This window comes from Thalassobacillus pellis, from assembly GCF_016908295.1.
Lineage (GTDB): Bacteria > Bacillota > Bacilli > Bacillales > Halobacillaceae > Thalassobacillus > Thalassobacillus pellis.
Genome location: NZ_JAFBDO010000001.1, coordinates 422,552 through 447,446, shown reverse-complemented (window position 1 = coordinate 447,446; position 24,895 = coordinate 422,552). Strand labels below are relative to the sequence as shown.

Genomic DNA, 24,895 nt, shown 5'->3' with positions numbered 1-24,895 from the left:
AATTTTGTATAAATGGAGGTTATGTGCATGAAAAGAGTCATTACTAGTCGAATCTTAAGCCTTATGCTTATTTTTGTCATGCTGCTTGGTACAATGGCCGGTCCGGTCATGCCGGCTCAGGCTGAAGATCCAGCTGACAATCTGCTATTTTCGGAGTATGTAGAGGGTAGCGGTTATAATAAAGCTCTGGAAATCTATAATGGGACTGGCAGCCCTGTCGATTTATCGCAGTATACGATAGAGCTATATTCAAATGGTAGTACAAGTACTACGAGTACGTTTACACTCTCGGGAATGCTTGAAAGCGGGGAGGTTTATGTAGTCGTTCATAACTCTGCAGGAGAGCAGCTCCAGGGGGTTGCGGATGCAGTCAGTGGCGTTACCAATTTTAATGGAAACGATGCCGTGGTCCTGAAACAGCAGGAAGATATTGTTGATTCCATTGGCCAGGTTGGAAGTACGGCTGAGTTTGGGATCGATGTGACATTGGTGCGCAATGCAGATGTTACGGAAGGTGATTCCGAACCTTCGGATGCTTTTGATCCTTCTATCGAATGGGACAGTTTTGCAAAAGATACCTTTGATTATCTGGGAATCTATGAAATGCCCGAAACAGATCCGGTTGAACTGCAATCAATAGCAGAAGCAAGAGACGTTGAAAATGGTTCGGTAGTTAGAGTGAAAGGAACAGCGACTGCTTCCTTTGAAGCCGGAGGGCAGACAAACCTTTACATAAAAGACGAAACAGCTGGGATTATTGTCCGGGCACCTGGTTTGAATATGCAGCCGGGGGATGTCGTGGAAGTGCAAGGGGAAATGTCTGATTACTATGGCATGCAGCAGATCCTTACTTCTTCCGCAAATGTAAAGGTTGTTGAGGCAGGGAAAGGTGTCCCCGAACCCCAGTCTGTCACAGCAACTGATTTTTCTGAAGGAAATGGGGAAACGATCGAAGGCGAATTCGTAGCTGTTCGCGATGTTGAAATTACAGATGTTAACCAATACGGGGATTACACAGCGAAAGACGCGAGCGGAACATTTACCATCACTCCGGTTCAGGAAGGTTTACTCGAAACGGGTGAAACGTATGAACGCATCCAAGGTGTGGTGGAATACAGTTATGGTGAATATAAACTGGTCCCTAGAAATTCCGATGATGTCATCGATGTCTTATTTTCGGTGACAGCTGACCCAGAGTCCGGCGGTGTATTCGAGGGGACAAAAGTGGAACTGAAAACGTATGAACCAGAAGCAGAAATCCGATACACAACTGACGGAACAACACCGACGGCCGCAAGTACATTATATGAACAACCAATTGAACTTACAGCAGATACGACGATCAAGGCAGTCGCTGTCCGGAACAACGGAGAAACGAGTGAAGTCGCGGTATTCAACTACACCATTCTTGAGCCATTGGACGAAGTGGACATCCATGATATCCAGGCTGCAGGGCATACCTCCCCTTATGAAAACTATAAAGTAGAAAATGTTGAGGGAGTTGTCACGAAACTTGATGGCAACGATGGGTTCTACATGCAGACACAGGTTCCGGATGACGATATCGCCACCTCAGAAGGGATTTATGTATACAAAAGAAACTCAGGAGTGGAATTCGGCGATGTTGTATCGGTGACAGGGGAAGTGAAGGAGTGGCGGGAGGATGGCTATGATGATGCGGAAGACCTCCTAACGACACAAATCACTGCTGCCGATGTAACGGTTACGGATACAGGTGCTGCAATTCCCGAACCGGTGGTCGTTGCAGAAGACAGGGTGCAGCCGACAGAAATTATTGAAAACGATGCTATGACTGAATTTGACCCGGCTGTGGATGGATTGGATTTTTATGAAAGCCTGGAAGGAATGCTGATTCAGCTGAATGATGCAACAGTCAGCGGACCCATCAAATACGATGAACTGCCGGTTTTTGTGACAACCAGTGAAGATCAGCTGCGGACAGATGCTGGCGGATTGTTGATTTCCCCGGATGACTACAATCCGGAGCGGATGCTGATTGACGTCGAAGGATATGATCTGACCGCTAAAACTGGTGATTATTTCGAAGGAAGCATTACTGGCGTGGTCAGTTATGATTACAGCAATTTCAAAATCCGGCCGACCGGCGATTTTCCTGAACTCCAGGATGGAGGTACAGAACCGGAAGTTACCAAGTTAAAAGGATTGAAGCCGAAAATGACGGTAGCCACGTATAACATGGAAAATTTCCATGCCGGAACCGACCCGGAAAAAGTGGGGCGGATTGCTGAAACAATGGTCCATAATATGAACGCACCGGATATCATTGGACTGGTGGAAGTGCAGGATAACAGCGGTCCGACAGATGATGGCACTGTCGAAGCAGATGAAAGCTACCGCACTTTGATCGATGCCATTGAAGCAGCAGGCGGACCAACTTATAAGTTTACGGACATTGCTCCTGAAAACAAGGAAGATGGCGGTCAGCCGGGTGGAAACATCCGTGTCGGTTTCCTTTATAATCCTGAGCGGGTCCGTATGCCCGATAAGCCAGATGGTGAAGCAACGACGGCTGTAGAATATGGGGAAGATGGCTTGACCTTGAACCCTGGCCGTATCGATCCAACGAACGAAGCTTTCGAGGATTCTAGAAAACCTTTGGCAGCTGAATTCATGTTTAACGGGGAGCGAGTGATTGTAGTTGCCAACCATTTTAATTCAAAAGGCGGGGATGGCGCCTTGTTTGGAGCAGAGCACCCAGTTGTACTGGGAAGCGAAGAACAGCGTCTGGAACAGGCTGAAGTTGTTAATGGATTTGTACAGGACGTACTGGAAGTCGATCCAAAGGCAAACGTCGTTGTGCTCGGTGACTTGAATGATTTCCCATTCTCTGCGCCGATTGAGCTATTAGAAGGCGACATTCTCACGAACATGATGGAAAAACTTCCAGCAGATGAACGGTACACATATATTTACCAGGGGAATTCCCAGGTGCTTGACCATATTCTGGTCACCAACAATCTGGCTCACCGTACGAAAATTGATACGGTGAATATCAATGCAGACTTTTCCGAAGCACATGGGCGGGCGAGCGACCATGACCCTGTCATCGCTCAGATCCACCCGAAAAAATCCAATAAAGAATAAATAGCAAAAACAGCCCTGCCGATTTCCTGTTAAGGATGCGGCAGGGCTGTTTACTCGTCTGTGATATTTTAATAGGATTGCTAGCCCTTGCCGGTCTTCTCTGTGACAAACGCCGTAACGGCATGGCTTCGTTTAAGCTTGCCATAGGTGGACAGGCACATCGTTCTAATTATAAAAGCATTATCTGCCCATCCATCCACCATCTACCGTTATTATTTCTCCATTAACATAATCAGAGGCATGGGAAGCCAGAAAAACGGCTGCTCCTGCCATATCTTCGGGTTTTCCCCACCGGCCAGCAGGGATCCTCTCTAAAATCTGCCTGTTTCTTGTGTCGTCATTGATTAGGGCTGTGTTCATATCTGTACTCATATAACCAGGCGCGATAGCATTCACATTGACGTTTTTGGAGGCCCATTCATTTGATAAAGATTTAGTGAACTGTGCGACGGCTCCTTTTCCTGCTGCGTATGCAGGGACATTTAATCCGCCCTGGAAAGAGAGCAAAGAGGCTATGTTGATAATTTTCCCGTACCCTCGCTCGATCATTTTCCTGCCAACAGCCTGACATAGAAAAAATACAGACTTCGCGTTAACGTCCATTACTAAATCCCAGTCTTGTTCTGAAAAACTTTCAGAAGGGGAGCGTCGCTGTACACCCGCGTTGTTTACCAGAATATCAATCTGTCCGAACTCTTTTTCAACTTTTTGAACGAGTTCGGAGATTTTATTAAAGTCAGCCAGGTCAAAGGAGAATGTTTGGCATTTCCTGCCGAGTTGTCTGATAGATTGAGCAACTTCTGTTTCTTCTGCAGATCTTTGGACAATCGCGATATCTGCGCCTGCTTCTGCCAAGCCTTCAGCCATGCCACCGCCTAGTCCACGGTTTCCCCCAGTCACTAGAGCTGTTTTACCGTGCAGATCAAATAATTTCATCCTATCACCTTCTCTTCCTATGTATTTGACAATGAAGTATGTACCTTAATACTTTCTCTGTCTGATGACAAGGTACGGAAGGCTTATAAACTTCTAAACACTAGTATAAATGGCAGATCTGCCACCCATTTGTTTGAATTTTTAGAAAGCAGCGTTGACTAGCCCTGCCATAAGTAATAAACTAACAGGAAGTTTAAGAGGATACTGGATTTTTAATAGGGAAGTGATAGGAATGAATGAAAATAAACCAAATATTGTCCTGATCATGGCCGATCAGATGGCCCCAGACGTTGTGGCTGCTCTGGGACATCCGGCGGTAAAGACGCCGAACATCGACCGCCTGGTAGAGAGCGGGGTTACTTTTGATAATGCGTATTGCAATTCGCCGATTTGTGCGCCGTCGCGAGCATCGTTTGTGTCTGGGAAGCACATAAGTGAGATAGAAATTTTTGATAATGGCTCTGAGCTTTCTGCCGATACACCGACTTTCCTGCATCATCTCAGGAGAGGGGGCTATGAAACTGTTTTGGCAGGAAAGATGCACTTCGTCGGTCCGGATCAGCTTCACGGATTTGAAAAAAGGGTTACGACCGAAATCCACACAGCTGCCTTTGACCTGACACCGGACTGGTCTGAAGGAGTTTACCACAACCACGGAACCGGGGTGGAGCGTTTAAAAAACCCGGGTGTTTCTGAGCTCAACAATAATCTTGATTATGATGAAAAAGTCGTTCACCGCACGCTAGAGCAAATCCGTACGTTCAAACGGACGAAAAATCAACGGCCGTTCTTTCTGTGCTCTTCTTATTTCCATCCTCACGATCCTTTTCACATTACGGATGAATACTGGCGAATGTATGAAGATGCCGATATTCCGATGCCTGAGATTCCGGAAGGGCCGCTTGATGACATGCATCCGTTTAATCAGTGGATACAGAAGCACCATGAACGTGATATTTGTAAGCTGACGGAGGAAGAAATACATAAAAACCGCCGTGCTTATTATGGTATGGTGACTTATTTTGATGATAAAGTCGGGCAGATTGTCCGTGAACTTGAGCGGTTGGAAATGATGGACAACACGATCATCATGGTGACAAGCGATCATGGTGAAATGCTTGGAGAGCATGGTATGTGGTTTAAACGGACTTTTTATGACCCGGCTGCCAAAGTTCCGCTGATTATATCGAGACCCGGCATGTTTCCGCAAGGCAAACGCGTCCAAAAGGTGGTATCCCTTGTGGATTTGGCAGCGACCATCATGGAGCTCGCCGATGTCCCCGATCGTGACGAATGGACAGCAGAAATGGATGGCGACAGTTTTGCGAAATTGTTGAGGGAAGGACACGACGATAATTGGAAAGACGAAGCAATTTGCGAGTATTACGGGGAAGGCCCTATTCAGCCGATGGTCATGCTGAGAAAAGGCCGGTATAAGTATGTTCATGTTCATGAGCATAATCCCCTTCTGTTCGATTTGGAGACAGACCCGCAAGAGATAAACAATCTGGCAGAAAACAAAAATTATAAGCATGTACTGAATGAGTTCAGCGATCGTATCATGGATAACTTTGACCTGAAAGAAATTCGAGAAAAAATCACTCGAAGCCAAAGAGAGCGTATACTTGTAGCGGACGCCCTGCGGACAGGTAAGAAAACTTCGTGGGATCACAAAATAGATAACTAGAAGGAATGATATTTCATGAAGAATAATAAAGAAATTTCACCATGCTGTGCGGCTAGCAGAGAAAGGAAAGAAGGCGCAGTTGTCCAAACTTTTGAAGCTGACAAGTTGAAGGGAACATCCACCAGGTTCACAGAAAAAATGGTCAATGTCGACGGCGGAACTTTTCGAATGGGCACGGACGATTTGGAAGGCTTTCCGGCAGATGGGGAAGGGCCAGTTCGTGATGTTACTGTAGATTCCTTCTCCATCGATTCCTACGCTGTGACAAATAGGGAATTTGCAGTCTTTGTGGAAGAAACCGGATATGTTACCGATGCTGAAAAGTTTAACTGGTCGTTCGTGTTCCATCTCTTTTTACCGGCCGATTTGAAAAGAAAGGACAGACAGCTCCAGGCTACACCATGGTGGTTCGCTGTAGAAGGAGCAGACTGGCGCCATCCTGAAGGGCCGGACTCCTCAATCGAAGCAAAGATGGATCATCCGGTCATCCATGTTTCCTGGAATGATGCAATGGCATTTTGTGCCTGGGCAGGAAAGCGGCTGCCGACAGAAGCAGAATGGGAATACGCCGCACGAGGCGGATTGGAAAAAAATAGGTGCCCCTGGGGTGATGATCTGCTTGTCGATGGAAAGCATATGTGCAATATCTGGCAGGGTGAATTTCCGTTGAATAATACAGAAGATGATGGGTTTATCGGAACAGCACCTGTAAAAGCTTTCCCGCCAAATGGCTATGGACTTTATGAGATGTCTGGGAATGTATGGGAATGGTGCGCAGACTGGTTTCAGCGCCAACATGAGAAATTCGCAACCAATCCGAAAGGGCCGGAGAAGGGATCGGCGAAAGTGATACGCGGCGGGTCTTATTTATGCCACGATTCCTACTGCAACCGTTACCGCGTCGCAGCAAGAAGCTCCAATACGCCGGACAGTTCAACAGGAAACACCGGATTCCGCTGTGTTTTGGATAGATAAAAAAGCTGGGGCCAACCGGAAACCGCAGAAACGAAAGTTCCCGTAAGAAAGTGTTCTTTGCTCTCCGAGGAAGCTCGGGCGCTCGTCCGCGGAAAGGGAAGGGTCATTCGCTCCTGGGGGGAGAAAGGAAAAGCTCCACGAAGAAAGACGGTTTCTCCGTGGAGCTTAATTTTTTTCTTTTAATTCATGAAACACAAACTCGAAAAGTGCGGGCGAGTTTGTGTTTCAACTAACCAATTTGCAGCTATCCGGAAAAAGTGGAAGCCGTCACAATGCGATGATAGACGTTCCGGCCTAAGGCTCCTTCTGGCATTTTCCAAGGTGCATCATGATAAAGTCTTTCTTCTTCTAATTCTTCGATTTTTGTAATGTTTCCATCAAGCCAATCAGTCAACCGATCATCAGCAGTGTCAAGCCTGGTAATCACGCCGCCGTACCGGATGTCCAGCACTTCCCAGCCGAATGCCTTGTTGGTATCGAGCCATAACTTCCGGTGGGCACGTCTTAAGACCTCTACATCTTCCCGCAAATCACCGAGTTGTTTCACCATGGACGCAATCTTATCCTTGTCAAACGCATCATATGCTTTTTTCAGGTGAATGCCGATTTCTGCTTTTACACTTAGTACTTTTGCAAGCTGATGATAGAAAGCAAACAACGTTGACCAGCCTGGGTTACGTTTTTTTGCTTCCTCAAGCCGCTGAGTTAAACGCTGATAATGCTCATTCATTGGCAAGCCTTCGATATTGGCATCATATAAACCGATCAGTACATCCTGCCAGAGGAGGAATTTGGATGAGTGTGATTCTTTCAAGTTGTTTTCCATGACACCAGGTGTTTCGTCGAATTCATTCAGCAATAGGAAATCTTCCCATTCCCCGCCAGTGCAAAAACGGAATCGTTCAGCAAGCCGAACGGGATCTACTTCACGGGAATAGCCGTGTTCGGCAAACAATTGCAGGCCTGCGATTGCCGCCATCATTGGTGTTTCTGCCCCGTTGTCGCCCCACATTGTTGCAAATACTTCCTTTACACCAGTTTGCTTGCAAGCAGAAAGAGCGGCATCTGTCGTTTTACGTGCCAGGCCGTAATTGGGCGCGATTCCGTTCCATGTCCAGACGCCGCCGGCAAAAATCGGATCCGCCCCGAATTCCTGATGTTTTTCGATAAATGTCTGATAAAAGTTTTCATCCGTATGGTAATAGTCCCAGTAAACAAGCTGAAGGTTTGCTGGAATTGCATCCATCACTTCTTGTGGGATTTCAGCTTCCAGGTCGTAATAGCCACCTGTCTTTGAACCGAGCCGGAAATACATGTCGCTCCAAATCATTGGATGCAGTTCAAGTTCATCGGTAATGGCGACAACTTCCTTTAAATGTGCGTTCATGATCGAGAAACGGTCCTGATAGCCATTTTTCTCTAAATATTTCCCTAAACCGAGGGCATGGGCTTCGTCCATTCCGATATGTATCCTGGAAGTGCGGAAAGGGCGACTGGCGGAAGTGATCATGTCTTTGATGAAGTGATATGTTTTCTCTTCCCCGGCTAAAAGTATATCGTCTGTATCTTGGATGTCAGAGGCATAATTCCATTTTAACGCTTCTTTCAAATGGGCAAGGGTCTGAATGCAGGGAATCATCTCGATACCAAGAGCGTGTGCGTAATCATCGCATACCTTCAGCTCTTCTTCGGTATATCGGCCTCTCATATAGCCAAAGTACGGATATTCTTTGATTTCATAGGTGTCTTCGGTATAAAGCATGACGGTGTCGAGTCCCATCAGGGCCATTTTACGAAGCAGGCTGTGGACTTCCTCTACTTTCATGACTGCATTCCGGGAAACATCAAGCATAATTCCGTTCATCGTGAACTGGGGAACTTCTTTCTCGGAAAAGGCTTTTCCTTTTTGGAAATGTTCCAGAAACAGCCCGAAGGCTCGGTAAAAATGAATAGGTTTCTCGTAAGTGATCTTGCCATGTCCGTCCTGGTAAGAGACTTCAATCGGTCCTTTACTCTGAATAATCTCGATGGGGACGCCGCCTTCCTCGAAATTTACATCGAGTTCCATCGTGAGAAGTTCTAGTCCCTTCGCTAACCTTGAAATATCGCCTCGTAAATGAAATCGCATACAAAAAACCTCCTTGGATTATTTATCGATCATCCTCGCATACACGCCGGGGTGGGAATTCTCAATGGGGATCGCACCGAATTTTTTATGATAATAATCGATGGTCGTTCCGGACACCCAGCCGATGATCCCGTAGCCGTATCCCTGCTCTTTCATTGCGAGCAGGCATTCTTTTGTCAAAAGTGTACCGACTCCCTTGCCTCTTAATGTCTTGGAGACGCCGAGCGGGCCGAAGTATCCTTTCGCTGTTGCGTCGTAACAGGCAAACCCGCAAACCTGATTATTTTTTACCGCTATAAAGCATGATGCCGGCTGGTTGTATAGCGCAGCCTCTGCTTCATTGGCCCATCCATCGTTGAAATGCTCTTTTATGTAAGCGACGATCAGCTGTTTATCAAGCGGCAAGGCACGTTTAATGGCGATACCTTCAGACTCCAGCTGCTTTAGCTGTGAGATGTGTTTTTGCTCATATTTTTCCAAATCATAAAGCTTCACCAGCATGTCTGTATCCATGCTAAAACCTCCTTCATTCTTTTATTAACTGTTAACTTTATCAACTTTTCATATGACCGTATAGCCCCAATACAAAAAAATCGGCTAAAATGTTTCGAAAATTGTGTCGTCTTGTTGACGTGTGGTTTTAGTTAATTCATAATGGAATAAATCACAAAAAACCACTAAAAATCACAAAACTACACAAAAAGCTGACAAAAGGAGTCGTGTCCATGAATAAAAAAATTGCGATTCTTCATACCACCCCTGTGACAGTGGAGCCGTTAAAAAAACTCGCCGCGGAAAAACTTCCAGGCTTTAAAGTACACAATTTCGTTGATGATTCCATTTTACCGCAACTTATTGAAACAGAGGGAGATATCAGCAAGGTAAGAAACCGGCTGGTGCAATATGCGGCTTTTGCCGAAGAAACAGGAGCCGACGTGATTTTAAATGCGTGTTCCTCTGTTGGAGAAGTCGTTCAAGAGATGAAGGAAAAAGTGTCGATTCCGGTCGTACGCATCGATGAAGCGATGGCGGAGGAAGCAATCCGATCAGGCAGCAAAATCGGTGTTGTCGCAACCCTCTTCACCACCTTAGCCCCGACAAAGCGGCTATTGGAAGAAAAGGCACAAGAGCTCGGGAAAAATATCGAGCTTCACGAGAAACTCGCCGATGAAGCATATCAGAGGCTGACGGAAGGCGATAAGGAAGGTCATGATCGCGTGCTTGCGGAGGTGCTTTCGCAATTTGCAGAGGAAGTGGATGTCGTGGTACTCGCCCAGGCGTCTATGGCAAAAGTGGTCGAAACGCTCCCGGCCGATAAGCAGAAAAAATTCCTTTCCAGCCCGCTTTTAGGTATGGAGAGTGTGCAGGCGACGGTTGAAAGGGTTTACGGATGAGCCTGCTCGGCATCGATATCGGTACCACCCATATTAAAGCAGGCCTTTTCCGTGAAAACGGCTCGCTGATAAAGCTGTCGATTCAAAAAAATATCGTCCACCGGGATCAGTCGGGCCATTCCTATTATAATCCGGAAGAGATGTGGGAAATAACGACGAGGGCCATTCAGGAAGCCACAAGCGCTTACGATGAAACAATAGCTGCCATTGGTGTAACGAGTATGGCAGAGAGTGGGGTTTTATTGGACAGAAGCACCGGGAAAGCGAACTCACACATCATTCCCTGGTTTGACCGGCGGACCGAAGCCATTTCAGCAAGGATTGGAGAAACCATCGATCCTCTCGCACAGTTTCAAAAGACCGGCCTTCATAACAGCTACAAACATGGTCTCGCGAAGCTGTTATGGCTGAAAGAAAACGGCACCGGTATCACGGAGAATATGGTGTGGGTGTCGACATCAGACTATATCGCCTATAAGCTGACAGGAGAAATTGCAACCGATTACACGCTTGCCGCAAGGACGTTCGCTTTCCAGATTGATAAAAAAACATGGAATACCCCATTAATAGAGCAATTCAATCTTCCGGATGGTGTTTTCCCGGATGCACTGCCGAGCGGGAATCCGGTGGGCAATACATCTGCTGGAAATGTGGTGGAACAAGGTATCCCTGTCGCAGTTTCCGGCCATGACCATGTCTGCACGATGCTAGCAGCAGGAGTGGCCGACCCTGGTGTAACGCTCAATTCGATCGGAACGGCAGAAGCATTAGTCGGCTCCATATCGGAACGGGAATTAGGTGAAGCGGAATACCAGTCGGGCTTCAATTTTGGCTGCCATGTCATTCCAGGGAAGTATTTTTGGATGGGTGGCATCCAGTCTTCCGGAGGTTCGGTGGAATGGCTGCGCGACCAATTTTCTAATCAGGAGATGATTTCCTATGAAGCGATGGAGCAGCTGATTGACCAGGGAGACCAGACGCCGACCGGAATTCTTTATTACCCGTATTTAGCCGGCAGCGGTTCGCCTGCCCCTGATCCGGATGCAAAAGGTGCGTTTATCGGTTTGAGAGCATCTCATGGAAAAGGGGACCTCTATAAAGCACTGCTTGAAGGGACCGCCTACGAACTGAATTATATGAAAAAAGCGGCAATGGAGATGGATCTCGGGGAAGTCTCCCGGTTGATCAGCGTTGGCGGAGGTACCAACAACAAAACGTGGATGCAGATTAAAGCCGATGTCACCAATTGTAAACTGACGATTCCTGAAATATCAGAAGTGACCCTGCTTGGAGCAGCTCTGGTAGCGGGGAGAGGCTGCGGGCTGTATGAGAATACGGAAGAAGTCCTTGATATCGTCAGGGAAACGAGGCGGAAACAAGTGACTCCAGATGAAGATAACCATCGTCGTTATAGCCGGATTTTTGAGGAAGGGTACCTGCCGCTGCAGCAGCCGCTTCGAAACTTTTACCGGACAACCCGGTAACCCAAATAAAAGGAGATATGTAAATGACAAAGAAAGTAGAATTCAAAAACGTTGTGACATTGAAAAAAGCACTGGAGGAAGCAGAAAAAGGCAGTTATGCCATCGGCTCCTTTGCTGCCAGATATACAGATATGATTCCTGCGATTTTACGGGCAGGTCAAAAGCGCCAATCACCGATGATCGTGCAGATTTCCCAGAAGGAATTGAACCGCTATCATATTACACCGAAGGAAGTCGGCGAAGCTTTTTATCAGGCGATGGAGGATGAAAAAATCACGGTTCCAACTGTGCTGCACCTTGATCATACCAAGGATTTGAGTGTAATTAAGGAAGCAATTGAAGCAGGATTCACGTCTGTGATGATTGATGCTTCCGAGCATCCACTGGATAAGAATATCGAAATAAGTAAGGAAGCGGCAGATTACGCCCATTCCAAAGGTGTTTCTGTCGAGGCGGAGCTTGGGCAGATTGGAACGACTGATTTCATCGAAACCGATAAGGATGAAGAGTTGTATACAGACCCGGAAGAAGCGCTGCAATTTGTCAATGAAACAAAAGCGGACGCATTGGCAGTATCGGTCGGAACGGCCCATGGGGTTTATAAAACACGCCAGCCGAAGATCGACTTGGACCGCTTGCGCGCAATCCGTAAATTGACACCCGTTCATTTGGTGCTTCATGGAGGTTCAGGAGTCCCGGCAGAAATGATGCAGGGTGCAATGCGTTTGGAAGATGGCGGTGTAAGTAAGGTGAACATCGCGACCGATCTTGAAGTCAGCTTTTTGGAAGCCCTGGGCAGGGAAGAAAGAATGACTAACCAGGAATGTAAGGACCTGCCTGCTGATGAAAAGGCGCGCGCTCTTGAAGCTGTGGAGGCGACGGTCATTGATAAGATGGATAATTTCGTCCAAAGCTCCGATAAAGCAGACAGCTTCCAGTATGAATAAAAAGTAACGACTGTGGATTACGCTAGCTTCAGCTCCTGCCCCCTCGAGGTCTTAAGCCAATCCTCTCTGTGACAGAAAGCGTCACGGCGAGGCTCGTCTTAAGCTTGTCAGGGGCGAGCAAGGCGCTTACGCTTTTGGTACATCCAGCTTCAGCGCCTACCCCCTCGAGGTCTTAAGCCAATCCTCTCTGTGACAGAAAGCGTCACGGCGAGGCTCGTCTTAAGCTTGTCGGGGGCGAGCAAGGCGCTTACGCTTTTGGTACAATGCAGTAATCAATAAAGCAATTTCGCTGGGAGGAATACGAAATGGAAACCAGAACATACATCCAGCAGACAGAAGAAGCAGGTTATGAGTTGACGTTCTCCCCAACTTTTCTGGACGGGAAAAACGCGGGGCTTAAGCTTCGTTCACTTCTCCAGACTACAAGCCTGGAGGAAAATGAACATGTAAGCATCGCAAATGTCCAGGAAGTGGAAAATGGCCTGCTGCTGACAGGACAATCCGCGCACTTTCGTGTAGAAGCTATTCTTACGGAAAGGGACAAATCCTGTTCCTATGTGGATGTGAAAATGAAAGTGGAATATATCGGTGAAGATGGACTTGAAACAGGCATCCAAATCCGCTGCGACCTCCTTGGAGGCGGGCAGCCGACATGGATGATTCCTGGTGCTTTTTATAAGGAAAACCGCTTCTCCCACAACACGCGTATGTACCCGCGCTACGACTATGCAGGTGGCGATGTCGATGCCCTCGAGTCTGACTACTGGGCGTTTAGATCCGACCGGGCAGCTCTTCCGGCTGTTTTTGCCTGGAATGAGCAGCTATGTGGTGCTTTGTTTACAGAGGAAGTGTCAGACCTTGGTCTGAGTGGTTTAGGTTTTCAGGGGAATGCCGATGGTACGGCAATCTGGCTGAATTATCCGTATCGGGAAGAGCCGATTACTTTCCATAGTCCGGTTGATCCTCATCCGGCGGATTGCCTGAACCACACCTGGAAAAACGGTGAGCAAGTGACGGTTTCCTATAAAATCTACACAGGAAGTCCTGATCTACATAGCTACGATCCGTTCGTCAGAGAGCTTTACCGGGAGCACCAAAGCGATTATCCCCTGAATCCATGGGTGGACCTGGAAAAAGCGGCCGAACTGACCGCACATGGCCTTCATGAATGGCATTATGATGAGGAGCATCACATTTTAAAGGAAACGGCGGCATTCGACCGTGAATTCAATGGTAATGTCGGCGGGCAGGGCGACCGTCCCCATATGCATGTCGGCTGGGTAAGCGGTGCCCAATATGCGTACGCTTTGATGACTTATGGCCGAAATAAACAAATTCCTTCCTATACGGAGGCTTCTGTAAATGTCATGGACAAGATCGCAGAGGGGCTTTCTCCGATAGGCATTTTCTGGGCTGAGTGGAAGGTTGGCAAAGGCTGGGGTACCGGCTGGAATCCAAACAATAAATGGCTGCAGGCGAGAACCGTGTCGGAAGCGACATTGTTCATGACCCGTGCACTTACCTTTGAACGTACCCATAATCAGTCACACCCTGACTGGGAAAAAGCAGCCCGGGCGAACCTTGATTTCGCGGTGAAATGCCAGCGGGGTGATGGGAATTTCGGATCCTATTACCATTCGGAAACCGGTGAGGTAGAAGAATGGGACGGTGCCGGTGGTGTTCTGTGGATTGCTGCCTTACTTGAAGGTGCACGTTATTTTGAGAATGAAAGCTACCTGCAGGCTGGGGTTAAAGCAGGGGCTTATTATGAAAAATTCCTCCGGGAGGAATTCATTTACGGAGCTCCGGAGGATGTTCATCTGACACCGACTTCAGAAGACGCCTATAACGCCGTTGTTGCTTATGTATTGTTATATGAAAACGACAAAGATGTTAAGTGGCTTGAACTGGCCAGGCATGCAGCCGATTGGATGATGACCTTCCGGTGGACATATAACCTTGCTTTTCCTGAATTCACGATGCTGAATCAGCTGGACTTCCGTTCCCGCGGGGCAGATCAGGCATCGCCATCCAACCAGCATCTTCATAATTATGGGTTGTTCTGCGTTCCGGAAATGCTCCGGCTGTGGAAGTATACTGAAGATGACTATTATCTAGACCGTACCCGGGACAATCTTGCCTGTTTCCTCCAATGTATTGCAAGAGAAGACGGAGATTTCAATGCATATAAAGGCATGGTCACAGAACGTTACTACAATACAAACTGCTTTCAGCCAAAAGGAATGCTGCTTACTTTATCTCATGCCTGGTCCGTCGGTGTCATTCTTTACGCTGCCCAGGAAGCAGCAGAATTTGCCGGGGATTTGAAATTGTGAGGTGGCAGATATGAGTGAAGAAGCAGGATTGATCACACAGCTTCAGGAAGTCGGGAAATACATGATGGATAATGACCTTGCCTGGGGCAATGCCGGCAACATCAGCGCACGTTCATCAGAAAACGAATTTTTGATAACGGCAAGTGGCACTTATATGGGAGAACTCGGTGGCGATGATTTTGTTGCCTGCTCCCTCTCCGGAAGTAACGCCACGTCAGATAAGAAGCCGTCAAAAGAAGTTCCGATGCATACAGCGATATACAGCAGGCGACCGGAAATAACAGCGGTCCTGCACGCATCGCCGTTTTACAGTACGCTGATTGCGTGCTCGGATATAGCAATCCCCTCAGAATTGTTTGTCGAGTCGATGTATTATCTAGAACGGGTCGAACGTGTGCCATATGAGCATCCGGGTTCAGAGGCTCTCGGAAAAGCGGTGGAGAAACATGCCGAGAAGGCGAATGTCCTTCTGCTCGAGAACCACGGCGTGCTGGTTTTCGATGAATCGATCAAGGAGGCACGGATGGCGCTTCAGACACTGGAGTTCGCCAGCAAAATGCTGGTGGAGGCAAAATCGGCAGGTATTGATTTGAATAAACTCCCTTATTATAAAGTCCACGAGTTTCTGCACCATGCAGGCTATAAACCGCGAAGGAGGTGGGAGGGCTCATGATTGGTGTCATTGCAGACGATATTACCGGCTCGAACGATATCGGCGTGATGTTCCGTTCGTCCGGGTACAGTGCGGATGTTCACAGCTTTTCCCGGAATGTCCTCGATGAAATACTGGCTGACCGCCCGGACGTATTGATTTTTGATACGGACAGCAGGCTGGATGACGCCAGGACCGCTTATGAAAAAGTGTTTCAGGCGACAAAATCGATGCAAAAAGCTGGGGCGTATCAGTTTTTCAATAAAACATGCTCGGTGTTCAGAGGAAATATCGGAGCGGAATTCGATGCGATGCTGGATGCGCTGGAGGAAGAATTCGCGGTAGTGGTCGTCGGTTTTCCCAAAAATGGCCGGCTTACTGAAAACTCGATTCATTACGTAAATGGTACGGCACTTGCATCCTCCCAGTTCAAAAATGATCCTGTCCATCCGATGACAGAATCTGATTTGACGGAAATCTTAAAAAACCAGACTGAGAGAAAAGTAGGCGCGCTTCACCACAACGTGCTCAGTCAGGGGCGGGAAGTGCTTCGTGATGAAATCCGCCGGGTGAAAAATAGCGGTGAGGTCAACTACCTGATATTGGATGTGACCAGCCAGGAGGACCTTGCAAAGATCGCCTTTGCTGTCCAGGATGAAAAAATCCTGTGTGGAAGTTCGGCACTTGGAGAGGAAATCCCGAAGGTGAAAGCGAAAGAAAGTAAAGGGGATAATGAGCTTCCATTTCCTGAATGGATGGAAGGAAAAGGATTGTTTTGTGCTGCAGGCAGCCTGACACCGCAGACGATCGGGCAGGTTGCCTACATGAAAGAACAAGGCTTTCATACGGTAGAATTTGATACTCTTTCTTTCCTGAGACATGCAGATCCTGATACGGTCATTTCAGAATTGAAGGAAGCAATTACCACTAAAATGGTGCAAGGGCATCATGTTATCCTCCATTCCAGTAATGACCCGGAGAAAGTCCGGGAGACCAAGGAAGATGGGTTAAAGCAGGGGTATGATAACACGGCAGTTTCCAGGCTCATTTCCGATCAGATTGCGGAAATCACATTAAACGTATTGGAAAGGACAGGGCAGCGAAGGTTCGTAATAGCCGGAGGCGATACATCTGCAAAAGTTTGCCAGGCCCTTGGCATCAAAGGAATAAGGATCTGGAAAGAGATCCAGCCCGGCGTTCCGTCCTGTCTCTCCCATAAGACTCCTCCATATTTGTTCGTGCTGAAGTCCGGCAGCTTCGGTTCCCCGGATTTCATTGAGCTTGCTTTTGATCATTTGTCCGAATAGGAGAAAGGGGGCAGAAAAATGATTGTAGATGAAAGAAGAAATAAAATTAAGGCGATACTCGCAGAAAAAAGAAGTGTAAAGGCATCAGACCTCGCTAAGGAATTCAGCGTCTCCGAAGAAACGATTCGACGTGATTTGAGCAAGCTGGAAAAGGATGGGCTCGTCAAAAAAAATTACGGCGGTGCCATCCTTGTCGAAGAGCTGAAAAAGTTTGACCCGGCGCCAGTGGAAGAGCGGCAGCAGAAACATTATAAAGAGAAAAAACTGATTGGTGAAAAAGCCGGGGAGCTTGTTGAAGATGAACAGATCATCATCATTGATGCCGGGACGACGACATGGCACCTGTCACGTAACCTTCAGGATCGGTCAGGACTTATGGTCATATCCAATGCCCTCAATATTGCAGAAGAGTGCAGCAAGAATGATACCGACGTATTCGTGCTCGGCGGGAAGCTTAGGAAAAAGACGATGAGTATGGTAGGACCGCAGGCGGAAGCAGAGCTTGCCAAATACAATGCTGCTTATACCTTTCTCGGTACGTCCGGCATTTCGCCGAAACGGGGGTTCACAAGCTTTGATTTGTATGAAGCGGCCGTCAAAGGGGCGATGGTCGATGCCGGGAATAAAATTGTGATCCTTGCCGATCACAGTAAATTCAATAAAGAAGGTCTAGTTTCGTTTGCCCAGTTCAAGGACGTCGATATTCTTGTAACCAGCGACCTGGTTGACAAGGACATCCTGAAACAAATCAAGGAAGCTGGTATCGAAGTGATCGTCACACCAGTCGCTGATGAACTGGCAGTCTTTGAAGAAAGCAGTTGATGGTGAAGGAGGGGTTCTATGGATAAGGAAATAACCAGACTGATCGATAAATACAATGACCTTGAGGGATGCAGGAAGGATATCGAACGCACGGCACAGCTTTTGATTTCCAGTTATCAAAATAGCGGCAAGTTATTGTTATGTGGAAACGGCGGAAGTGCCGCGGATTGTGATCATATTGTCGGCGAACTGATGAAAGGTTTCGCCTTGAAACGGCCGGTCACTTCCTCCTTCAGGGAAAAATTAGCGGCAGATTTCCCTGAAGACGGGGAGTTTATGGCAGATCACCTGCAGGAGGCACTGCCCGCAATCTCCCTTGCGAGCCATGCCGCATTAAGTACCGCATTCAATAACGATGTTTCTCCTGATATGGTATTTGCCCAGCAGGTCTATGGTTATGGAGAAGAGCACGACGTCGTTCTCGGAATCAGTACATCCGGAAATTCCAGAAATGTAGTCAATGCCATGAAAGTTGCGAAAGCGATGGGACTGACTACCGTAGGGTTGACCGGCGAAAGTGGCGGGAAAATGAAAGACTTATGCGATGTGACCATCCGTGTGCCATGGCAGGAAACCCTGGATATACAGGAACGCCACCTGCCAATTTATCATGCCCTCTGTATTCTGTTGGAAAAGGAGTTTTTCGGATCATGAAGCTGCTTGCTGGAATGGACATTGGAGGAACAAAATGCGCTGCGTCACTGGCGGAATGGAGTGAGGAAGGACTGAATATTCTCACGAGAAGAGAATTTCCTACTTCTGGAACCCCATATGAAGTCATCGATCGTCTATCAGAAATACTGGAAGACATCATGACTGAACATGATGCGAATAAGGTTGAAGCAATCGGAATCAGCTGTGGCGGGCCGCTTAACAGCAGAAAGGGCGTCATCCTGTCCCCTCCAAACCTTCCTGGCTGGGATAACATTGAGATTGTATCCAGGTTAGAAAAAAGGTTTGACACTCCTGTCGCTCTTCAAAATGACGCCAACGCAGGTGCGATGGCAGAGTGGCGCTGGGGAGCAGGGAAGGGAACATCCAATATGATTTTCCTTACCTTCGGAACTGGTATGGGGGCCGGGCTGATTCTGGATGGCAGGTTATATTCCGGAACGAATGACCTGGCTGGTGAAGTCGGACATATCCGGTTAGAAAATGATGGACCAGTCGGCTTTGGCAAGGCAGGTTCCTTTGAAGGCTACTGCAGCGGGGGAGGAATCGCAAGGCTCGCCATTCAAAAAGCGGAACAGGCGATTGCTGAGGGGAACGCTCCATCTTACTGCCAGACGAAAGATGAGCTCGAAGCTATAACAGCAAAAAAAGTCGCTATGGCTGCCAATGAAGGCGATAAGACTGCACTTGAAGTATTTCATATAGTAGGAAAACAGCTGGGCAGAGGTGTGTCTACACTGATTGATATCTTGAACCCGGAAAAAGTGATTATCGGCAGCATTTACGGACGCCAGCAGGAATTACTGGAACCGCTTCTTTACGAAGAATTGAAAAAAGAAACAATCGACCTTTCCCTTTCTGTCTGTGAAATAACACCGACAGGACTTGGAGAAAGCATCGGTGATTATGCAAGCTTTTCTGTAGCTTTACTGGCCTTAGAAAACAGGTAAAAATAGGAACCATTTTTGAAAGCGGTCTCAATTTAAAGGATGCAATTCAAGGAGGTACATAACCAGTGAGTAAATTGAAAGTAGGTGTCATCGGGTGCGGAAATATCAGCACGATTTACCTGACAAACTGTCAGCATTTCCAGTCACTCGAAATCTATGCTGTTTCCGATTTGGATATGGACAAAGCGCGTGCAAAAGCAGAGGAGTTTTCCGTGCCGAAAGCATACACGGTGGAAGAACTTCTTGCCGACGAGGCCATTGACATCGTCCTGAATTTGACGATTCCAGCCGTACACGGTGAAGTAAGCCTGCAGGCGCTGGAGGCTGGAAAGCACGTATATGTGGAAAAACCACTCGCCATTTCGCTGGAGGATGGCCGGAAAGTCGCTGAAACGGCAAAAGCAAAAGGACTGAAAGTAGGCGGTGCCCCGGATACATTTCTCGGCGGAGGTATTCAGACATGCATCAAGCTGGTCGAAGATGGATGGATCGGCCGTCCCGTCGCCGCAAATGCCTTTTTCATGAGCAGCGGTGTCGAAGCATGGCATCCGAATCCGGATTTCTTTTATCAGGTCGGAGGCGGGCCGATGTTTGATATGGGACCGTATTATTTAACAGCCCTGATTACAATGATGGGAACGGTGAAACGAGTGACCGGATCAGCAAGCACATCATTTGAGGAACGGGAAACACCGACAGGCAGGAAAATACCGGTAGCGATTCCGACCCACATCGCAGGTGTCCTCGACTTCGAAAGCGGAGCAGTAGCATCACTGGTAACCAGTTTCGATTCCTGGGGGAATAATCTGCCGCGAATAGAGATTTATGGGGAAACAGGTACACTCAGCGTCCCAGACCCGAATACTTTCGGCGGTCCGGTCAAATTCCGCAGAAAAGAAGAGAAAGAGTTCCATGACGTCCCGCTTACCCATGGCTATACAGAAAACAGCCGTGGCATCGGCCTTGCGGATATGGCAGAGTCGATTATCGAGGACAGGCCGCACCGGGCAAACAGTGATTTGACCTTCCATGTCCTTGAAATCATGCACGGTATCCATATCGCGTCAAATGAAGGAAGGCACTACCCGCTTGAAGGTACGGTCCAACGTCCGGAACTGCTTGATATGCATAAAAAATTCTAAATCTGTAGAAATGAGGGAATCCAGATGGAAAATATCGGATTGCAATTATTTTCAGTCAGAGAACAGGCAGAAAAGGATTTACCAGGAACATTACGTCAGCTGGGTGATTTCGGTTATAAAAGCGTCCAGTTTGCAGGATTTTTCACATTCACTCCGGAGGAAATCAGGTCCGCTTTAGACGAAAAAGGAATGAAGCCTGCAGGAGCCCATGTAGGTATCGATCTTCTTCTGGGAGATAATTTCGAAAAGACGCTTCGCCAGCAGGAAACGATCGGGAACAACCTGATCATCTGCCCGGCATTACCAAAGGAAATGAGAAGCTCCCGGGAGGAATATTTGAAAACGGCTGACACGTTGAACGAAATCGGCGAAAAATGCAGACAAGCAGGATTTACGTTTGGATATCATAACCATGACTTTGAATTCGAGACCTTTGATGGAACAACAGGTTTTGATCTGTTGTTTGAAAACACCGATTCAGCCCTTGTGAAAATGGAACTGGACTGTTTCTGGGCGGAGTATGCCGGATATGACCCGCGCGATCTTATGAATAAATACGCTGACCGCTGCCTTTCTCTCCACCTGAAGGACCTGGCTACTAAAGGAGATAAAAAAGTGAGCACTACCATCGGTGCCGGAGAGCTTGATCTGAATGATTATGTTCAGGTAGGTAAAGGAAACGGTGTTGATTGGTTTGTCATTGAACAAGAGGATTTCGAAGGCGATCCGATGGAGCTTGCTGCGGCCAATTTAGACAGTCTCCTTCAAATAATAGAGAAGTAATAACGACCTTTAATTTTTTCCTAATAATGGGAACGTTCCCGTTAATTCGCAATTAAATGTGAGGTGTCGTCTTTGGTACAGGGATACAAAAAAGTCCGGATAGGCGATAAGAAGCTGCCTGTTTTATATGACGTGGATGCAGTAGTTGTCGGTGGTTCCTTTGCCGGTGTCTCAGCTGCTAAAGTATTGGCTGAAAATGGCAAGAATACAGTACTGGTGGAGCCTCGGACCTATCTGGGAAGAGAAGTGACCGCTACACTTCGGCCGTGGATCAGTGGTATATCCGGCGATACAGTTCCAGCAGTAATAGAAAAAGCGTTAGGGAACGATTTCACTTCCGCAGAAACTCCTTTATATCCTGATGGAGTGAAGCGAAACCTGGAGGATGCACTCCTTGATGAAAAGGTAGAGCTGCTATATGCAAGCCAGCCTGTCGGGCTTTCTACAGACAGTGATGGGAAGAAACTTCTCATTATCGGGAACAAATCCGGCCGTCAGGTTATCCGTACAAAATTAATTATTGATGCTACGGAAACCGGCAGCGTCATCAAGCTGACAGGTCAGGAATTCAAGCCCGTAGAAACGAAGACCAGTTACCGGAAGACGTTGGAAATGTACCGTACCGATCGTATGGATGAAGATGAGGTTTCTGTCCCTGAATCCCTCGGTATCAAAGACAACATTGTCCGGATTCATAAGGGATATCTGGAAAATGGCCATGTGTACCTCGAGTTCGAACTCGATTTTAATAATAAACAAAACACAATGGAGGCTGCTATGGAGCGGGAAATCGCTTCACGCCATACAACGATTCAGCTTGCCGAGCATTTCATTCATTCCCAAGAGGCATTTAAAAATGCTTACCTGGCTGCTTCCTCTTATGAATTACAATCGCCAGTGACAGAACAGATGAAGAAGAATGCCGGTCATCTCGGTACAAAATCAGCCGCAATAGCTGATTTTGCCAGTGAAGATCCAAGAGTCTGGTGCCTGAGTGAGCTTGCACCGATAACAAACGCTGAGGAAGTATTCCAGAATCCCGTAACGTCTGCTGCTTTTGGTGAACAGTTTGCCCATCAGCTGATTAAGGTATGGGACAAACAGGTTCAGATACCTTCCGGGACAAAGGAAAGCGCAGAGGAGCCTGAACTTCAAGACTCCCTCTTAACTGTAAAGGAACTCGATCAGCCGCAGCGGGGACGGACTTATAGTCGGAAATTCGTGGAAGGATCAGACATTCCGGTTTTAAAGGAAACAGACGTCCTGGTCGTGGGCGGAGGGACAAGCGGAGCAAACGCTGCGATTACAGCTGCCAGGGAAGGTATGGACACCATCCTGTTGGAAATGAATCCGGGGCTTGGCGGGACTGCCACCTTTGGTGCTGTCGACAGCTATTGGTTCGGACGTCGCGGGGGGTTCAACAAAGAAATCACCAGCTGGGTCAATGACATCCATAAGCGAATCAATCATAAAAGTCCAAAGTGGAATATCGAAGCCAAGATGTATGCTTTATTGAAGGAAGCGGAAGCAGCGGGAGTGAACACCTACTTTCATGCCGTAACAATCGGAACCATCATGGAAGGAAGCAGGGTGTGCGGAGTAGTTGCTGCTTCGAAATGGGGGACATACGCTGTCCTTGCTGAAACGGTCATTGACGCAAGTGGAGACGGGGATGTCGCTGCGTTTGCAGGTGCTGATTACATTTATGGTTCAGAACGGGACCATATCGTCATGTGGTATTCCCTTGCCCAGTTCGCCAAACCAGGAAGGAGCCAGAATAATTTTACGAGTATGGTTCATGTCTCTGACATCGAAGATTATACCCGGGCGATTTTGGCCGGCAGAAGGAGGAAGCGGAACCGTGATGTCCATGATCACGGCATCTATGTGGCCTCAAGGGAAACACGACATATCCTCGGAGATGTGGTCATGTCATTGACCGATCAGCTTCGGCATCGGAAATGGGAGGATGTCATCAATATTCATTTCAGCAACCATGATATGAAAGGGAAGAATGGTGCGGACTGGATGCATCTTGGGCTGATTCCTCCCAACCTGGAAATCGAAGTGCCATACCGGATGCTGTTGCCGAAAGGGCTTACTGGTATGATTGTTGCCGGAAAAGCGATTTCCGCCACGCATGACGGATTCGCAGCCATCCGGATGCAGGCTGACCTTGAAAACCTTGGCGGGGTAGCGGCTCTTGCTGCTGCACAGGCGGTAAAGAATCGGCAGCTTCCTCATGAAATCGATGTGAAGCAATTACAAAAACGGCTTGTTTCAGCGGATATTTTGCCAGAAGGGATTGTGGAACGCCAAGTGAAGAATCACTCCTATACGGATGAGGAGCTTCAATCATTGGTTGATTCCCTCACAGGTGACACGCCGCTTTATCTTTATGCGGATATGGAAATAGATGAAGTATTTACGGAAAAGATCCCATTCGTTGAGGTTTGTACGGCAGGCCCAAGAGTCATACCGTTTTTAAAACGGGCGTTGGATGAGGCAGAGAAATCCGAATGCAGGAAAAGACAGCTGGTCCTCGCCCAGGCACTGGCTATGTATGAGTCTGACTACGGTGTTCCTGTACTTTTAAGAGAAATTGATAAGGCACTGGCCGGCGAGAAATTACCTGAGCGTGACAACATCATCCGTCATACACAGCTGCCGCCGGACCAGGGAGCCATGCCTGACGTCGTCTACCTGATCTATACAATCGGCATGACTAAAGATAAGCGAAGCCTGCCTGTCTGGAGGAAGATTGCTGAAAGAATCGACCCTTCGGTAGAAAATCTGAAGGATATGTACAAAGGGACATTCTATTATATCGATGCTGTCTGTTATGGGGTGGAACGACTTGCCGATCAGGAATGCATTCCTATTCTGGAAAAGTTATATGCGCATGGAACCATCTGTAACCAGCAAAAATCTTCCGGCTTTGATGTCGATTACTTTAAAGAACGCCAGGCTATGCTGGATTTGAGCATAGCCCGTGCCCTTGCCAGGTGCGGAAGTATGGAAGGGTATCGGATTCTCGTATCCTATCTGCATGACAACCGCTCCCTTTTAGCTGAACAGGCCCATACGGAACTTGTGAGGATTACCGGGGTGGACCATGGGAAAAACACGCATGACTGGCTGGAATATCTGGAAAATAGGAGTGGTAGTCTCCCAGTTGTCCCGGTAGAGTTGAAGCTTGATATGGAAAAAGTTCCTGTCCCTGATAGATAAATAGACAGATGTTTTCTGAAGGATAACTGCTTGAGTAAGACTGAATCTGTTGGATGGAAATACTAGGGATACCGCATGCCGAAGCCACTGAACAACTGAAGATCTATGGAAGGTAGAATTAAAATGTGTCTCATGAATCGCTTGTCGGTGGATGCTTGCCGCGGGCACGGCCTCAGCTAACTTGGTCAAGAAAGTCACTTGCCCAAGTGGATCTTCGGCTCGCGCTGTTCCCGCAGGCGTCACCACCTATCGCTCATCGGTGGCAGCAACGGTCAATCTAAAAAGAACAATTTTCGTATACTTGTCATTTAAAAATTTTCACT

Annotated in this window: 18 protein-coding genes; 15 read left to right on the top strand and 3 right to left on the bottom strand. The window is 47.6% G+C overall.

Annotation, left to right across the window (positions count from 1 at the left end; translation table 11 throughout):
- Nucleotides 1-27: 27 nt before the first annotated feature.
- Nucleotides 28-3,126, top strand: coding sequence for a chitobiase/beta-hexosaminidase C-terminal domain-containing protein (locus JOC33_RS02170; protein WP_205090520.1), 3,099 nt, complete (start codon nucleotides 28-30; stop codon nucleotides 3,124-3,126).
- A 180-nt stretch (nucleotides 3,127-3,306) separates the two neighbouring features.
- On the opposite strand, the gene kduD is transcribed toward JOC33_RS02170, so the two are convergent.
- Nucleotides 3,307-4,062, bottom strand: a complete 756-nt coding sequence (gene kduD / locus JOC33_RS02165; RefSeq protein ID WP_205090519.1) for a 2-dehydro-3-deoxy-D-gluconate 5-dehydrogenase KduD — start codon at nucleotides 4,060-4,062, stop codon at nucleotides 3,307-3,309.
- A gap of 232 nt (nucleotides 4,063-4,294) precedes the next feature.
- On the opposite strand from kduD, the gene betC reads away from it, so the two are divergent.
- The gene (betC, locus tag JOC33_RS02160; protein ID WP_205090518.1) at nucleotides 4,295-5,749 is read left to right on the top strand and encodes a choline-sulfatase; all 1,455 of its coding nucleotides are present in this window, start codon (nucleotides 4,295-4,297) and stop codon (nucleotides 5,747-5,749) included.
- A gap of 15 nt (nucleotides 5,750-5,764) precedes the next feature.
- Nucleotides 5,765-6,724 carry a formylglycine-generating enzyme family protein gene (locus JOC33_RS02155; RefSeq protein WP_205090517.1) on the top strand — a complete coding sequence of 320 codons (960 nt, stop codon included), beginning with the start codon at nucleotides 5,765-5,767 and terminating at the stop codon, nucleotides 6,722-6,724.
- A gap of 244 nt (nucleotides 6,725-6,968) precedes the next feature.
- Here JOC33_RS02155 and JOC33_RS02150 read toward each other — a convergent pair whose 3' ends face one another.
- Nucleotides 6,969-8,852 (bottom strand): family 20 glycosylhydrolase, encoded by a 1,884-nt coding sequence (locus tag JOC33_RS02150; RefSeq protein ID WP_205090515.1) that lies wholly within the window; start codon nucleotides 8,850-8,852, stop codon nucleotides 6,969-6,971.
- An 18-nt stretch (nucleotides 8,853-8,870) separates the two neighbouring features.
- Complete coding sequence (locus JOC33_RS02145; RefSeq protein ID WP_205090513.1) at nucleotides 8,871-9,365, bottom strand: GNAT family N-acetyltransferase; 495 nt, start codon at nucleotides 9,363-9,365, stop codon at nucleotides 8,871-8,873.
- Nucleotides 9,366-9,577: 212 nt separating this feature from the next.
- Here JOC33_RS02145 and JOC33_RS02140 point away from each other — a divergent pair, with 212 nt between their 5' ends.
- From JOC33_RS02140 to JOC33_RS02085, 12 genes are all read left to right on the top strand, one after another.
- A complete protein-coding gene (locus tag JOC33_RS02140; RefSeq protein ID WP_205090511.1) occupies nucleotides 9,578-10,246 on the top strand; it encodes an aspartate/glutamate racemase family protein in 669 nt (222 codons plus the stop codon).
- Nucleotides 10,243-11,730: an FGGY-family carbohydrate kinase gene (locus tag JOC33_RS02135; RefSeq protein WP_205090509.1), complete on the top strand. Its 1,488-nt coding sequence runs from the start codon at nucleotides 10,243-10,245 to the stop codon at nucleotides 11,728-11,730. The genes JOC33_RS02140 and JOC33_RS02135 overlap by 4 nt, the downstream gene beginning before the upstream one ends.
- Nucleotides 11,731-11,753: 23 nt before the next feature.
- Nucleotides 11,754-12,677, top strand: coding sequence for a class II fructose-bisphosphate aldolase (locus JOC33_RS02130; RefSeq protein ID WP_205090508.1), 924 nt, complete (start codon nucleotides 11,754-11,756; stop codon nucleotides 12,675-12,677).
- A gap of 305 nt (nucleotides 12,678-12,982) precedes the next feature.
- Nucleotides 12,983-15,013, top strand: coding sequence for a YyaL domain-containing protein (locus JOC33_RS02125; protein ID WP_205090506.1), 2,031 nt, complete (start codon nucleotides 12,983-12,985; stop codon nucleotides 15,011-15,013).
- Between the two features lie 10 nt (nucleotides 15,014-15,023).
- Nucleotides 15,024-15,686, top strand: a complete 663-nt coding sequence (locus tag JOC33_RS02120; protein WP_205090503.1) for a class II aldolase/adducin family protein — start codon at nucleotides 15,024-15,026, stop codon at nucleotides 15,684-15,686.
- Entirely contained in the window at nucleotides 15,683-16,972 is a 1,290-nt protein-coding gene (locus JOC33_RS02115) for a four-carbon acid sugar kinase family protein (RefSeq protein ID WP_205090501.1), read from the top strand. Before JOC33_RS02120 ends, JOC33_RS02115 begins: the two co-directional genes overlap by 4 nt.
- An 18-nt stretch (nucleotides 16,973-16,990) precedes the next feature.
- A complete protein-coding gene (locus JOC33_RS02110; RefSeq protein ID WP_205090499.1) occupies nucleotides 16,991-17,794 on the top strand; it encodes a DeoR/GlpR family DNA-binding transcription regulator in 804 nt (267 codons plus the stop codon).
- Between the two features lie 18 nt (nucleotides 17,795-17,812).
- Nucleotides 17,813-18,448 (top strand): D-sedoheptulose-7-phosphate isomerase, encoded by a 636-nt coding sequence (locus JOC33_RS02105; protein ID WP_205090497.1) that lies wholly within the window; start codon nucleotides 17,813-17,815, stop codon nucleotides 18,446-18,448.
- On the top strand, nucleotides 18,445-19,416 hold the full coding sequence (locus tag JOC33_RS02100; protein ID WP_205090495.1) for an ROK family protein: 972 nt from the start codon (nucleotides 18,445-18,447) through the stop codon (nucleotides 19,414-19,416). The genes JOC33_RS02105 and JOC33_RS02100 overlap by 4 nt, the downstream gene beginning before the upstream one ends.
- Nucleotides 19,417-19,481: 65 nt before the next feature.
- Nucleotides 19,482-20,558: a Gfo/Idh/MocA family oxidoreductase gene (locus tag JOC33_RS02095; RefSeq protein ID WP_205090494.1), complete on the top strand. Its 1,077-nt coding sequence runs from the start codon at nucleotides 19,482-19,484 to the stop codon at nucleotides 20,556-20,558.
- 24 nt (nucleotides 20,559-20,582) lie between these two features.
- Complete coding sequence (locus JOC33_RS02090; RefSeq protein WP_205090493.1) at nucleotides 20,583-21,341, top strand: sugar phosphate isomerase/epimerase family protein; 759 nt, start codon at nucleotides 20,583-20,585, stop codon at nucleotides 21,339-21,341.
- A gap of 72 nt (nucleotides 21,342-21,413) precedes the next feature.
- Entirely contained in the window at nucleotides 21,414-24,572 is a 3,159-nt protein-coding gene (locus tag JOC33_RS02085) for an FAD-dependent oxidoreductase (RefSeq protein WP_205090492.1), read from the top strand.
- The last annotated feature ends 323 nt before the right edge of the window (nucleotides 24,573-24,895 follow it).

Coding starts and splice junctions, on each gene's coding strand:
- JOC33_RS02170 (WP_205090520.1), top strand. CDS start 28: ATGAAAAGAGTCATTACTAGTCGAATCTTAAGCCTTATGCTTATTTTT.
- kduD (WP_205090519.1), bottom strand. CDS start 4,062: ATGAAATTATTTGATCTGCACGGTAAAACAGCTCTAGTGACTGGGGGA.
- betC (WP_205090518.1), top strand. CDS start 4,295: ATGAATGAAAATAAACCAAATATTGTCCTGATCATGGCCGATCAGATG.
- JOC33_RS02155 (WP_205090517.1), top strand. CDS start 5,765: ATGAAGAATAATAAAGAAATTTCACCATGCTGTGCGGCTAGCAGAGAA.
- JOC33_RS02150 (WP_205090515.1), bottom strand. CDS start 8,852: ATGCGATTTCATTTACGAGGCGATATTTCAAGGTTAGCGAAGGGACTA.
- JOC33_RS02145 (WP_205090513.1), bottom strand. CDS start 9,365: ATGGATACAGACATGCTGGTGAAGCTTTATGATTTGGAAAAATATGAG.
- JOC33_RS02140 (WP_205090511.1), top strand. CDS start 9,578: ATGAATAAAAAAATTGCGATTCTTCATACCACCCCTGTGACAGTGGAG.
- JOC33_RS02135 (WP_205090509.1), top strand. CDS start 10,243: ATGAGCCTGCTCGGCATCGATATCGGTACCACCCATATTAAAGCAGGC.
- JOC33_RS02130 (WP_205090508.1), top strand. CDS start 11,754: ATGACAAAGAAAGTAGAATTCAAAAACGTTGTGACATTGAAAAAAGCA.
- JOC33_RS02125 (WP_205090506.1), top strand. CDS start 12,983: ATGGAAACCAGAACATACATCCAGCAGACAGAAGAAGCAGGTTATGAG.
- JOC33_RS02120 (WP_205090503.1), top strand. CDS start 15,024: ATGAGTGAAGAAGCAGGATTGATCACACAGCTTCAGGAAGTCGGGAAA.
- JOC33_RS02115 (WP_205090501.1), top strand. CDS start 15,683: ATGATTGGTGTCATTGCAGACGATATTACCGGCTCGAACGATATCGGC.
- JOC33_RS02110 (WP_205090499.1), top strand. CDS start 16,991: ATGATTGTAGATGAAAGAAGAAATAAAATTAAGGCGATACTCGCAGAA.
- JOC33_RS02105 (WP_205090497.1), top strand. CDS start 17,813: ATGGATAAGGAAATAACCAGACTGATCGATAAATACAATGACCTTGAG.
- JOC33_RS02100 (WP_205090495.1), top strand. CDS start 18,445: ATGAAGCTGCTTGCTGGAATGGACATTGGAGGAACAAAATGCGCTGCG.
- JOC33_RS02090 (WP_205090493.1), top strand. CDS start 20,583: ATGGAAAATATCGGATTGCAATTATTTTCAGTCAGAGAACAGGCAGAA.